9 protein-coding genes are annotated in these 12,804 nt (G+C 69.4%); 4 read left to right on the plus strand and 5 right to left on the minus strand.

Annotated elements, in window-relative coordinates; genetic code table 11:
• Nucleotides 1-3: 3 nt before the first annotated feature.
• Entirely contained in the window at nucleotides 4-1,830 is a 1,827-nt protein-coding gene (locus OG746_RS17770) for an AMP-dependent synthetase/ligase (protein ID WP_266715616.1), read from the minus strand.
• A gap of 187 nt (nucleotides 1,831-2,017) precedes the next feature.
• Between OG746_RS17770 and OG746_RS17775 the strand changes: the two genes are divergently transcribed.
• Nucleotides 2,018-2,533 carry a hypothetical protein gene (locus OG746_RS17775; protein WP_266715618.1) on the plus strand — a complete coding sequence of 172 codons (516 nt, stop codon included), beginning with the start codon at nucleotides 2,018-2,020 and terminating at the stop codon, nucleotides 2,531-2,533.
• 12 nt (nucleotides 2,534-2,545) lie between these two features.
• Here the strand turns inward: OG746_RS17775 and OG746_RS17780 are convergent, their stop codons facing one another.
• Complete coding sequence (locus OG746_RS17780) at nucleotides 2,546-4,012, minus strand: MFS transporter (protein WP_266715620.1); 1,467 nt, start codon at nucleotides 4,010-4,012, stop codon at nucleotides 2,546-2,548.
• Nucleotides 4,013-4,148: 136 nt separating this feature from the next.
• Nucleotides 4,149-5,336 (minus strand): epoxide hydrolase family protein, encoded by a 1,188-nt coding sequence (locus OG746_RS17785; protein WP_266715622.1) that lies wholly within the window; start codon nucleotides 5,334-5,336, stop codon nucleotides 4,149-4,151.
• Between the two features lie 84 nt (nucleotides 5,337-5,420).
• Between OG746_RS17785 and OG746_RS17790 the strand changes: the two genes are divergently transcribed.
• Nucleotides 5,421-5,996, plus strand: coding sequence for a CGNR zinc finger domain-containing protein (locus OG746_RS17790; RefSeq protein ID WP_266715624.1), 576 nt, complete (start codon nucleotides 5,421-5,423; stop codon nucleotides 5,994-5,996).
• 72 nt (nucleotides 5,997-6,068) lie between these two features.
• Here OG746_RS17790 and OG746_RS17795 read toward each other — a convergent pair whose 3' ends face one another.
• The gene (locus tag OG746_RS17795) at nucleotides 6,069-7,301 is read right to left on the minus strand and encodes a CynX/NimT family MFS transporter (protein ID WP_266715626.1); all 1,233 of its coding nucleotides are present in this window, start codon (nucleotides 7,299-7,301) and stop codon (nucleotides 6,069-6,071) included.
• 149 nt (nucleotides 7,302-7,450) lie between these two features.
• Between OG746_RS17795 and OG746_RS17800 the strand changes: the two genes are divergently transcribed.
• Both OG746_RS17800 and qcrB read left to right on the plus strand, forming a co-directional pair.
• Nucleotides 7,451-8,191 (plus strand): FadR/GntR family transcriptional regulator, encoded by a 741-nt coding sequence (locus tag OG746_RS17800; protein ID WP_266715628.1) that lies wholly within the window; start codon nucleotides 7,451-7,453, stop codon nucleotides 8,189-8,191.
• A 104-nt stretch (nucleotides 8,192-8,295) separates the two neighbouring features.
• Nucleotides 8,296-9,954 carry a cytochrome bc1 complex cytochrome b subunit gene (qcrB, locus tag OG746_RS17805; protein WP_266715630.1) on the plus strand — a complete coding sequence of 553 codons (1,659 nt, stop codon included), beginning with the start codon at nucleotides 8,296-8,298 and terminating at the stop codon, nucleotides 9,952-9,954.
• A 53-nt stretch (nucleotides 9,955-10,007) separates the two neighbouring features.
• On the opposite strand, the gene OG746_RS17810 is transcribed toward qcrB, so the two are convergent.
• Nucleotides 10,008-12,524, minus strand: a complete 2,517-nt coding sequence (locus OG746_RS17810) for a glycoside hydrolase family 31 protein (protein WP_266715632.1) — start codon at nucleotides 12,522-12,524, stop codon at nucleotides 10,008-10,010.
• Nucleotides 12,525-12,804: the final 280 nt, after the last annotated feature.

The raw sequence follows: 12,804 nt of genomic DNA on the forward strand, positions 1-12,804 counted from the left end.
GGCTCACCGCGCCGCGTACAGCTCCTCGACCTCCCGCGCGTACGTCTCCATGATCGCGGCCCTGCGCAGCTTCAGCGAGGGAGTGAGCAGGCCCGCGGTGGCGCCGAACTCGTGCGGGAGGATGCGGAACGCACGGATCGACTCGGCGCGCGAGACACGGGAGTTGGCCCGCCGCACCGCGCGCTGGATGTGGCCGCGCAGCTCCTCGTCGGTGACCGCCTGCTCGGGGGAGTCCAGGGCGCGGCCCTTGAGGCCCTGCCAGCTGGCGAGGGCCTCCGGGTCGAGGGTGACCAGGGCCGTGACGTAGGGCCTGTTGTCGCCGATCACGACGCACCCCGAGATCAGGGGATGGGCGGACAGCTCCTGTTCCAGGGTCTGCGGCGAGAGGCTCTTGCCCGCGCTCGTGATGATGATGTCCTTCTTGCGGCCCGTGATGACCAGATAGCCGTCGGGGTCGAGGTGCCCCAGGTCGCCGGTGGCGAGCCAACCGTCGCGCAGCGCCGACTCGTTGGCCTTCGGATTGTTGTGGTAGCCGGCGAAGACGACATCGCCGGCCACCCAGATCTCCCCGTCGTCGGCGATGTACACGGCGTTGCCGGGCAGCGGCTTGCCGACCGTGCCGGGCCGCGGCGCGCCGGGCGGCTGGGCGGTGACCGCCGAGCTCGTCTCGGTAAGGCCGTAGCCGTTGTAGACCGGGAGGCCGCATGCCTCGAAGAACAGGGCGAGGTCGCGGGAGAGCGGCGATCCGCCCGACACCACGCTTCGCAGCCGGCCGCCGAACACCGCCCGCACCTTCGAGTACACCAGGCGGTCGTAGACCTTGTGCGTCAGACGCAGCCGGGGGCCCGGCCCCGCGCCCACCCCCGAGGCGTGCCGCTCCATCGCCGCCGCGTACCGGATCGCGGACCGCACGGCCCGCTCGAACAGGGCGGTGTGGCCGCTCTCTTGGGCGTTGACACGTGCCTTGGCGAAGGCCCGCTCGAAGATGTACGGGACCGCGTACAGGAACGTGGGCCGGAACGCGGCGAGCGCGGGGAGCAGCGCGCCGGGCGAGGCGTCCGGTTGGTGGGCGACGTTGCCGCCGCCGCGTACCGCGGTGACCACCTGGACCAGGCCGTAGCAGTGCGAGAGCGGCAGGAAGGCCAGCGTGGACGGCTGTTCACCGGCCGGGCCGAACAGTTCGCCCCAGCCCGCCAGGATGGTGTCCACCTCGGCGGCGATATTGCGGTGGGTGGTGATGCAGCCCTTGGGGGGCCCGGTCGTGCCGGACGTGTAGCAGATCACGGCGGCGTCCTGCGGGAGCACGGCGGCCCGCAACTGGTGCACCGCGTCGGGGTGCACCGCGGAGCCCGCCTCGATCAGCGCCTGGACCCCGCCCGACTCCAGCTCCCACAGCCGGGTCAGGTCGGTACGGGCGCCGTATGCGGCGGCCACCGTGATCGCGTTGTGCTCGTTCTCGACGACGACCCCGATCGCCTCCGTGTCCTGGAGGATCCACCGCACCTGCTCGGTGGACGACGTGGGGTACACCGGCACCACCGTGGCGCCCAGGCTCCACAGCGCGTACGCGATCAGCGTCCACTCGTAGCGGGTGCGCGACATCAGGATCACCCGGTCGCCCATGCCGATCCCGCAGGCGAGGAAGCCGCGGGCCACGGCCGTCACCTCGTCACGGAACCGCGAGGTGCTGACCTCCTGCGTCGGGCGGCCGTCCCGGAGCAGCGAGAACTGAAGGCGCTGCGGGTCCTCCAGCGCGGCGCTGAAGACCGAGTCGGCGAGTCCGCCCGACTCCAACGGAGGCGCCAGGCGGGGCACTGCGAGTTGCCGCATGTGACTGCTCATCGCTCCCTCTGGTAGGCAAACCGAGTTGACGATTCAACCTGAATGCGTCGGAACGGAAGCTACATCCAAGGAGACCTTTTCGCCCCGGTGTTGGATAACGAATCGGCAGTCACCTGCGGCGCTTCGGATAGGCTTCTGGCTCCCAATGGCATGTACACCTAGAGGAGCGATCTCCGTGAAGCGGCGCCCGACCCTGGCCGGACTGACGATGATGCTGGTGGTCGCGCTCGCGGCGTGCGGGGGTGGTCCGCAGCAGGACACCTCGGGGCACGGCGGCGGCAAGGACACCGGGAGTTACACCGTGCGGCAGGACGACACCGCCAAGGTGACCGGGGTGCGCGACGGGGTGCGGCACGTGACCCGCCGCACGACCCGCGCGACCCGGCCGCACCTGGTGAGGAAGTGCGGGACCGAGAGCCGCAAGGTCAAGCACACCAAGCGCAGCCACGGCCGCAAGCGGACCTACTACACGACGAAGAAGGTCCGTGACTGCCACAAGGTGCGCAGGGGCACCGAGAGGTACACCCGGGTCCTGCGGTCCGAGCACTGGTGCGTCCGCCTCGACGACGTCAACGGCAAGCGCACCGTGGACGACCAGTGGTTCCGGGTGAACTCCACGGTCTACGGCAGGGTGCAGGGCGAGGACGACCGGGCGAAGGTCACCATCGAGCCGCTCCGCAAGGGCTGCTGAGCCCGGACCGGGTCACGTGGCGGCGACCTCCGGGATGCGCTCCTTCACCAGCGCGTAGAGGACGACCGCCACGGCCATCACCCCGGCCGCGGTGAACACGCCCGCGGCCCAGCTGCCGGTCGCGTCGCGCAGCACACCGCTGACGACGGGGCTGGCCACCGCGCCGATCTCCGCGACCAGGTTGAACAGGCCGAACAGCGAACCGCGGTCCTTCTCCTCGGCCAGGTCGCCGAGCAGGCTGTGCACGATCGGCTGGAGCGCGTTGAAGAACAGGCCCGAGCAGAACAGGATCAGGCCGAGCAGCAGCAGCGACGGGTCGCCGTTCAGGACGCTCACGCCGAACGCCACCGCGAGCACCGTGTGCACCGCCGCGCAGATCACCGCGAGCGGCTTGCGGCCCTTGCCGGCGCGCACCCGCCGGTCCGCGATCCAGCCGCCGACCGGGAAGCCGATGATGCCCGCGCCCGCGTTGAACGCCGCGGTGAGGGCCGCCGCGCCCAGGCTGCTGTGCGCGGCCTCCGCGACGATCTGCACCGACCAGAACGAGAAGAACCACAGGTTCCACATCACGGCGATGAAGCCGATGTAGATCAACCAGACGTTCCGGTTGAGGAGTTGGGTGCTGCGTCCCGTGCGCACGATGCCGCGGATCACGATGGTCACCATGATCAGGAACAGCACGCCGGAGCCGACCGCCGTGAGCCAGTCCGGCCAGCTGAACTCGTCGGCGAGCAGGAACAGGGCGAGGATCGCGACCGCCGCGGGGATCGAGTAGCCGATGAGCCGCAGCGCGGGCGGGCCGAGCCGCAGCGGCCTGTCGCCACGCCCCCGGAAGAACGTCCACGTCGCCGCCGCCACCAGCAGCGACACCACCCCGAACACGTACAGCGGCAGACTCCACGCCCGGCCGCCCATGCCCAGCGTGCCGCCCCAGTCGATCAGGTGCGGGGTGGCGACGATGCCGACGGTCAGACCGATGGACAGACCGGACAGGACGACGCCGAGGCCGATGGTGCGGCGGGCCGCGGGCGTGTGATTGATGACCAGGACACGGTCGTTGGAGTAGAAGACGCCCTCGCCGAGCCCGGTGAGCACGCGCGCCACGACGAAGCCGATGAGCCCGCCGGTCAGCCCGGAGACCAGGGTCAGCAGGCCCGCCCACAACAGGGAGACGACGAGCATCTCGCGGTGGCCGTAGCGGTCGCCGAGCCGGCCGCCCGCGTACTGCGTGAGCATGTAGCCGGTGAAGAACATCGAGCCGATGAGCCCGCCGAGCGTCGCCGGGTTCGAGGCGTCACCGATGAACCCGGCCTTGTTCTCGATCATCCAGGCGACGACGGGCCCGGTGACGGTGCGGTCGGCGTAGCTGATGAGCCAGCCCGCGAGCAGGAAGCCCCACAAGTGGGTGTGGTGCCCCGAGAAGAGCGCGCGGCTCTTGGCCTCGGTTGCGATACGTGGTGGAGCGCCGGTTTCCGACATGGGTCCCCCTGGACAATGGGCAGCGGGAAAGCGCTTGCTAAGATCCCAGAGGCATGACCGCAGGTCAACGGGTCAGCGGTAACGAGTTGTGTTCATCGATGAGCGGCTCGTGGTTCAGCGATGAACGGCTGGGTGTTCACCGATGGGCGGCCAGCACCGCCGCGAGTCCCTCTCGCAGGTCCTTGACGAAATACTCGGGAACCTCAAGTGCCGGGAAATGTCCGCCCTGTTCGGGCTCGCTCCAGCGCACGATCTGCCGGTACCGCTCCTGCGCCCAGGGCCGCGGACACTTCTCGACGTCGCGGGGATACGCGGTGATGGCCGCCGGGACGTCGACCCGGAGTTCGGGGTCCAGCGCATTGTGGCTTTCGTAGTAGATGCGGGCCGCCGACGCTCCGGTCCGCGTCAGCCAGTAGAGGGTGACGTCGTCAAGAATCCTGTCCATGGGAATCGTCTCGAACGGGCTGTCCTCGGTGTCCGTCCATTCGGCGAATTTGTCGAGGATCCAGGCGAGAAGACCGACCGGTGAATCGACGAGCGAGTAGCCGATGGTCTGTGGCCGGGTCGCCTGCTGCTTCGCGTACGCCGCGCGGTGGCGCGTCGCGGTGCCCAGCCAGAAGTCCCGGGTCTCCTCGGCCCATTGGCGCTCGACCGGCGTCAGCCCCTCCATGGTCGACCCGGGCAGTCCTTCCGCGAACGTGGTGTGGATGCCGAGTACGTGCGCCGGGAACCTGCCGGCGAGAACCGTGGTGATGTTGCCGCCCCAGTCGCCGCCGTGGGCCAGGAACGCGCCGTAGCCGAGCCTTCCCATCAGCTCCACCCAGGCGGCAGCGATCTCCTCGGTTCCCCACCCGGTGGTAGCCGGCCTGTCGCTGTAACCGAAGCCCGGCAGCGAAGGAACCACGACGTGGAACGCGGGCGTGTCCGCGTCCTTCGGGTCCGCCAGCTCGTCCACGACGTCGGTGAAGCGGGCGACGCTGTCAGGCCAGCCGTGCGTCAGGATCAGGGGAGTGGCGTCCGCGCGCGCGGACCGGCGGTGCAGGAAGTGGATGCCCAGACCGTCGATGGTCGTGCGGAACTGGCCGATCGCATTGAGGCGCTCCTCGAACGCCCGCCAGTCGTACCCGGTACGCCAGTGGTGCACGACGTCGACGAGGTCGGCGAGCGGGACGCCCTGCTCCCACCGGCCCCGGCCGGGCCCGGCGTCATGGACCGTCTCGGCCTCCGGCAGCCGCGCCGCGGCCAGCCGCGCGCGCAGATCCTCGAGGTCGGCGTCGCTTGCGTGGGCTTCAAATGCTTGTACGTCGCTGGTGGGGCGGGGCATGAGGGACCTCCTGGCCATCGCGGAACCGGCTAAGACGGTTCTAGCAGGAGTCCGGACCACCCGGCAACCGCCTAAGGTGGTTCCATGCGTGCTGGATTTCCTGACTTCCGCCTCGGCAACGTGCTCGCGACCAGCTTCACGGGGACCCTCTCGGAGCGGCAGGGCAGCGCAGTGGAGCGGATTCCCGTGCCGCAGCGGCTCATCGACTGGCTGGCGGTGTACGGCCTCGCCGTCGACTCCTGCTCCCTCGCCGAGCTCGACCTCGCCCGGGAGCTGCGGGAGGCGATCCACGCCGCCGCGACGGCGGCCGCGGTCCAGGACCCGCTCCCCGCATCCGCCGTCCAGGTCATCAACGACCGCAGCGCTCAGGGCCGGGCGGCGGCCGTCCTGACGCCCGAGGGCGAGCGGCGCTGGCAGCTCGGCCCGGAGTCCCGCGTGGAAGACGCCCTCAGCGTGATCGCCGCCGACGCGATCGGCGTCATCGCGGGCGAACGGGACGGGAAGCTGGCCCTGTGCGCGTCGCCCACCTGTCAGGCCGCCTTCTTCGACACCAGCCAGAGCCGGACCCGCAAATGGTGCGACATGAACACGTGCGGGAACCGCCAGAAGAAGGCGCGCTTCCACGCCAACCAGCGCAAGGACGCCGGCTCGGCGGAGTGATCGGAGCCCCGGCCGGCGGGGTGCCGATCACTCCGTGGATCACTCCGCCGAGCACTCTGTCGACGGGGCAGTTCACGCCTCCAGCTGGCGGGCCCGCCCCGCGCCCACGCCCGCGAGCCCCATCGGCACGCACAGCACCGCGAGCATCACCAGCGGCACCGTCCAGCCGCCCGTCGCGTCGTGCAGCGCACCGAGGAGGAACGGGCCCGCGGCGGCGAGCAGATAGCCCACGCTCTGCGCCATGCCGGACATCTCCGCGGCGCGCGCCGCGTCGGGGGAGCGCAGCACGATCACGGCGAGCGCCGTGCTGATCAGCAGTCCGCAGCCGAAGCCCTGCATCAGCATCCACGCGTACGCCCCGCCGACCGGCGCCACCAGCAGGCCGAGCACGGAGCCGAGGACGAGCAGCGTGCCGGTGAGGGCGAGGGCGACCTGGTTCGAGGCCCGGCCGACGAGCGCCGTGAAGGCGAGCGAACCCGCGATGCCCGCGAGGCTCATCACGGACAGCATCCACCCCGCCTGCGTACCGTCCATGCCCTCGCTGGTGAGCATCGCCGGGATCCACGCGGCACACGCGTAGTACTGCAACGACTGGAGGCCCATGAGGAGCGTGATCTTCCAGGCGAGCGGTGAACGGCGCAGTGGCGTACGGGTGTCGGCCTCCTGCGTGCTCGTCGCGGGCGGCGCGTCCGAGCGGCGCAGCTGGGGCAGCCACAGGGCGAACGCGAGCGCGGAGAGCACGGCCCAGACGCCGATCGCGCCGCGCCAGCCGAGCCCGAGCGCGTCCCCGAGCGGCACGGTCACCCCGGCCGCGAGCGCGGCGCCGCAGAACAGGGCCACCGAGTACAGGCCCATCATCAGCCCGGTGCGGCGCTCGAAGTTGCGCTTGATGACACTCGGCACGAGGACGTTCGAGAGGGATATCGCCGCGCCGATGAGGACGGTCCCCGCGAACAGCGCGGGCAGACCGGGCGCGAGGCGGAGCGCGATGCCCGCCGTGAGCAGCGCCATCATCGCGCCGAGCGCCCGCGTCATGCCGATGCGCCGCGAGAGCTTCGCCGCGAACGGGGCGAGGAGGCCGAAACAGAGGATCGGCAGCGTGGTGAGCAGCCCCGCGAGCGAGCCGCTCAGCCCGGTGGAGTGGCGGATCGTGTCGAGCTCGGGCGAGACGGACACGACGCCGGGCCGCAGGTTCATGGCGATGAGGAGGATGCCCGCGGCGAGGAGGGGGCCTGCCGCCGTCGCGGCGGTGGAGGTCGCCTTCGCGGCGGCGGTGGGGGTGGATGTGGGGGCACTGTGCGGCATGCGAGCCAACGTAACATCCCATGTTTCGCACTGGAGAGTGCACGTAAAGCGTAGATTTCATGCCGAAAGCGAGTGAAACGGGCTAGCCAGGTACCTGATACATGGGATATTTTTGCCCGCGTACCCCGAGCAGCGAGAAAGGCCACCCCGTGCCCGCACCAGCCAAGCCCGGCGCCACTCTGGTCCAGCGCACCATCGGCCGGATCGAGCGGAGCATCGAAAGCGGCGAGTGGGCCGTCGGTGATCGGATCCCGGCCGAGGGGCAGCTGGTGGAGGAGTTCGGCGTGGGTCGCAACACCGTGCGCGAGGCCGTCCGCGCGCTGTGCCACACCGGGCTCCTTGAGGCGCGGCGCGGCGACGGCACGTATGTGCGCGCCGCGAGCGACCTCAACGCGGCCCTCCAACGCCGCCTGCGCCGAGCCGAGTTGAAGCACATTCTCCAGGTCCGCCTCGCCATCGAACGGGAGGCGGCACCCGCCGCCGCGGCCCACCGTGGCGAGGCGGACCTCGCCCGCATCCTGTCCGCCCTGCTCGCCCGGCACCGCGCCGAGGAGAGCGGCGACCCGGCCGCGTACGTCGAGAAGGACGTCGAGTTCCACCGGGCCGTCGTCGCCGCGAGCGGCAATCCGCTGATGACCGAGCTGTACGAGAGCATCGTCGAGTCGGTGCGCGACAGCATCGCCTCGCTGCGCCCGAGCTGGACGCCGGAGCTGCCCGGCGCGAGCGCCCACGACGACCTGGCCGACGCGATCGCGCGCAGCGACCCGGAGGCGGCGGCGAAGGCGGCCTGGGCGCACACGCTGACCGTGGAGGCGGCGATGGAGCGGATGGCGGCCGACGGGCGGCCGGAAGTGGCCGGCGGGCAGTCGGAGATGGCCGACGGGCAGTGAACCGCCTTGATCCTGGCGGGAATTGACTGCTCGTCGCCCCTGTCGGTGCCACCTCCGCGCGCTCTACCCTGACGAGAGCCTCAACGGCCTTGTAGGGGAGTCGTATGAGCGATGACAGCGAACGCACACGAGGCGACGCGCGCCGCCCAGACCCCCCGGGTTCCGGTGAACGCCTCGCCGACTGGGCGGACGGCCGGCTCGGGATCTATCAACTCGCCAAGTCCCAGATGCGCAAGGTCTTCCCTGACCACTGGTCCTTCATGCTCGGCGAGATCTGCCTCTACAGCTTCATCATCCTCATCCTCACCGGCACCTATCTGACCTTCTTCTTCGACCCGAGCACCCAGGAAGTCATCTACGACGGCGCGTACGTCCCGCTCAAGGGCATCCGGATGACCCAGGCGTACGAGTCGACGGTGCGCATCAGCTTCGAGGTGCGCGGCGGGCTGCTGATCCGTCAGATCCACCACTGGGCGGCGCTCGTCTTCGTCGCCGGCATGACGGTGCACATGATGCGCGTCTTCTTCACCGGCGCGTTCCGCAAGCCGCGCGAGCTCAACTGGGTGTTCGGCTGGACCCTGTTGTTCCTCGGCATCATCACCGGCCTGACCGGCTACTCGCTCCCCGACGACCTGCTGTCCGGCACCGGCCTGAAGTTCGCGCAGGGCGCCGTGCTCTCGGTGCCGATCGTGGGCACGTACCTGGCGATGTTCCTGTTCGGCGGTGAGTTCCCCGGCGACGACTTCATCTCCCGGCTCTATCCGATCCACATCCTGCTGCTGCCGGGCATCATGCTGGGCCTGGTGGCGCTCCATCTGATCCTGGTCTTCTACCACAAGCACACCCAGTTCGCGGGCCCCGGCCGCAGCGAGAAGAAGGTCATCGGAGCCCCCTTCTTCCCCATCTACGTGGCGAAGGCCGGAGGCTTCTTCTTCCTCGTCTTCGGGGTGCTCGCGGTCCTCGGCGCGGTGGCGACCATCAACCCGGTGTGGGCCTTCGGGCCGTACAGAACGGATCTCGTCACGACGGGCGCGCAGCCCGACTGGTACCTCGGCTTCTCCGAGGGGCTCATCCGCGTGATGCCCGCGTGGGAGATCAACGCGTGGGGCCACACACTGCAGTTGGGCGTCTTCCTCCCGTTCACGCTGTTCCCGCTGATCCTGTCCTTCATGGCGGTGTATCCGTTCCTGGAATCCTGGATCACGGGAGACAAGCGCGAGCACCACGTGGCGGACCGCCCACGCGACAAGCCGGTCAGGACCGGCATCGGCGTGGCCTGGCTGGCGCTGTACGCGGTGCTGCTGATCGGCGGCGGCAACGACATCGTCGCGACACAACTGCACCTGTCGATCAACGCCATCACCTGGTTCGTGCGCATCAGCTGCTTCGTGGCACCCGTCCTCGCGTTCGTCGTCACCAAACGGATCTGTCTGGGCCTGCAACACCGCGACCGTGACAAGGCGCTGCACGGCCGTGAGTCCGGGCAGATCAGGCGGTTGCCGCACGGCGAGTTCATCGAGGTCCACGAGCCGCTCACGCGCGCCGAGCTGTACACCCTCAACCAGCACGAGCAGCCCAGGGCCTACGAGTTGGGTCCACGGGTCGATGCGAACGGGGTGCAGCGGAAGTTCAGCATCCGGCAGCGGATACGGGCCCGGCTCGCCAAGGCGATGTTCGGCCCCGGCACGTACGTGCCGAAGGCGACACCCGAGGAGTACCAGGCGCTGCACTCGGGGTGGCACGAGTCGGAGCGGGTGGACTGAGGGGCGAACCGAGCGGGAGGGGCCGGTCCACGCGTGGACCGGCCCCCTTGCTGTCAGGTACTTACGTGCACCGTAAACGCCTTGCCCGTCGGCAGCTGCGCCGTGCGGACCGTCGTCACATGCGTCTTCTCGTCGTACGACCATGAACTCCCGGACAGAGGGCGTCCGTTCACGGTCACCTGGTCGGGCGCCCCGCCACCGTGCACCGTGAAGGTGTACGCGCGCTCGCTCACCTTGCCCGCGTAACTGCCCTTACTGGCACCGACGTTGATGACCGAGCCGCCCCGCTTGCCGGTGTCGACGGTCACGCGCTGCGTGGCCGACGCGCCTTCCTTGAACTTGCGGGTCACGCCGTCGTCCTCGTACAGGGTGTACGCGCTGTGGCCCGGCTCCGACGCGTAGACGTCATAGCCCAGTTGGCCCTTGTCGCGGTTCTTCCACGACGTCGTCCCCTTCGGCCACATCGGCACGATCGCCCCGGACTTCACGAAGAGCGGGAGCGTGTCGATCGGGGCGTGGTAGCCGTCGACGGTGGTCGGGCCCTTGTACTGCTTGCCCGTCCAGTAGTCCGTCCACCTGCCCTTCGGCAGATAGATGCCGTCGCGGGTGTCCGAGTCCTTGTAGACCGGAGCGACAAGGAAGTCGTCGCCCGCGAGGTACTCGCACTTGGCTTGCCCGCCAAGGGTGTTGGCGTCGCCCGGGTACTCCAGCCATAGCGGCCGTACGCCGCCGACGCCGGTGTCCGAGGCCTGCTCGGCGAGCGTGTAGAGGTACGGCATCAGGCGCTCGCGCAGCTGCAGATACTTGCGGTTGATGGAGGTGTACGGCTCGCCGTCCACCCACGGCTGCTGGTTGATCTTCTCGCCGGTGGTCATGTCACGGGCCCAGCCGTCCATCGTCATGACGGCCGGCAGGAACGTCTTGGCCTGTAGATCACGCGCGTACATCTTGGCGTCGTGGGAGTAAATGGAGCCGATGTCGTCGGTGTTGTAGGCGATGCCGGACATCGTCGCTCCCGCGTACGTCGGGATCTGCCAGCGCACGAAGTCCCACGACAGCTTCTGGTCGCCGGACCACAGGACGCCGCACCGCTGGGCGCCCGCCCACGACACCGGCATCCAGACGAACCCGCGGGCGTCGCTGTTGTCCTCGATTCCGGCCTTCGCCTTGTCGCAGGCGTCGAGGGCCATCCCGTAGCCGTTGCCGACCCAGGCGACGTCGAGTTTGGCGACGCGCTGGCCCGCCTTCACCTGGTCGGCGAGCTTGTCGATGCCGTCCTGCGTCCACAGCCCGAGCTCGGCATTGTGGCCCTGGAGGCCCTTGGCGGTCTCGGCGAGGTTCTCGTACCCGCAGCCGTAGCCGTCGTTGACCAGCATCCAGCCGAGCGGCATCTGGTGGTTCACATACCCGTCGGCGACCTTCAGGGAGTCGAGGGTGTGGCGCTCGCCCTGGTTGGCGTTGTGCAGATAGCAGTCGGCGTCGCCGGGTTCGAGGCCGTAGACCGGCGGCATGAACGGCTTGCCGACCAACGACGTGTACTTGCCGATGACCTTCTTGGCGTCACCGAGGAAGTAGTAGGCGTCCAGGCGTCGTTCCTGCTGGCCCGTGTGGACCGAGGGGCCGAAGTCGTAGACACCAGGGGCGAAGGTGTTCCGGTAGGCGCCGTAACCGGCCGAAGAGAGGTAGAACGGCTGGGAGTTGGGATAGCCGCCCTCGTCCCAGTCGGTGTTGTTGGCGACGTGGACCGTCTTGTCGCGGTGGGAGAAGCTGCCGTTCTGCTCACCGCCGCCGAAGAACTGCTCGTCCTTCGCACGCTCCAGACTCTGCCGCATCCCGCCGGTGGACCAGCGCAGCGGCCTGTCCTCCTGCCAGATCCGCGTCCTGTTGTCGGCCTTGTAGAGCCCGAAGCGGAGCGGCTTCTTGTAGACGCGCAGGACGGCGTCGGCGGAGCGGATGCCGTAGTAGGTGCCCGCGTCGAAGGACGTCGTGTGCGTGTCGGGGGCGGGCTGCTTGCGCACGATCTGGTCGCCTGCCGGATCACTGAAGTCGCCCGACGGGTCGGCCTGCAACCGCAGTTGACCACCCTTCAGGAAGTCGGCCTTCGCCTTCAGATCCCCGGCGGCGATCGTGTAGCTGCCGTCGTCCCCCTTGAAGGAGGCGAGGTTCCCGGCGTCCGTCGTCTCGGGCAAGTAGGCCTTGCCGACGAAGGAGTTGTCGTGCACGTCGTACGGGACGACCACCACGTGGTACGTGCCGTCCGCCTTCGGGATGACCGTCGCCTCGGGGTCGGCGGTGCCCGCGCTCGACGCCACCTGCTTGCCGGCGTCGTCGTAGACGTACATGTCGAAGTCGTCCTTGGGCTGCTTCGCCCACTCGACCGAGACCGGCACGCCGCCCTCGGGGTTGTCGTCCCAATACCCGTCGGGGACCGACACCTTGAGGTCGAAGCGGTCGCAGGTCTTCCCGTCCGGATCCTCGGCCGCCGACGGACACTTCTTGGGGTCGTCGACCGTTCCGGACGCGTAAGTGGGGCTCTGCCAGGTGACGCTCTTGTGCTCGGCATCGAGCACACCACTGCTCGGCGTGGCCGCGCCCGCTTCGTGCGCGGGGGCGGCGAGAAGCGCCGCCGCGAGCGCCGCGGTGGTCCATGCGGCCAGGGCGCGGGCTCTTCGGTGGGCTCTGGGATACGGCTGTTCTTGGTGCAGTCTTCGTATGAGGTGCGTCTCCGCTCAGAACGACCAGCTGCTGTTTACTTGTGCTTGAAACTCCTTGCGCGCGTGCACGAATGCGCACAGAGTCAGGGTTGAAGATCCCGCTCACACAGGTTCATGTCAACAGGAAGTGCCGCCT

Source organism: Streptomyces sp. NBC_01016, assembly GCF_026341035.1.
Lineage (GTDB): Bacteria > Actinomycetota > Actinomycetes > Streptomycetales > Streptomycetaceae > Streptomyces.

Excerpts from the sequence above, each read along its gene's own strand:
- OG746_RS17790 (WP_266715624.1), top strand. The coding sequence starts at position 5,421 with ATGCGTGCTGGATTTCCTGACTTCCGCCTCGGCAACGTGCTCGCGACC.
- OG746_RS17770 (WP_266715616.1), bottom strand. The coding sequence starts at position 1,830 with ATGCGGCAACTCGCAGTGCCCCGCCTGGCGCCTCCGTTGGAGTCGGGC.
- OG746_RS17795 (WP_266715626.1), bottom strand. The coding sequence starts at position 7,301 with ATGCCGCACAGTGCCCCCACATCCACCCCCACCGCCGCCGCGAAGGCG.
- OG746_RS17785 (WP_266715622.1), bottom strand. The coding sequence starts at position 5,336 with ATGCCCCGCCCCACCAGCGACGTACAAGCATTTGAAGCCCACGCAAGC.
- OG746_RS17780 (WP_266715620.1), bottom strand. The coding sequence starts at position 4,012 with ATGTCGGAAACCGGCGCTCCACCACGTATCGCAACCGAGGCCAAGAGC.
- qcrB (WP_266715630.1), top strand. The coding sequence starts at position 8,296 with ATGAGCGATGACAGCGAACGCACACGAGGCGACGCGCGCCGCCCAGAC.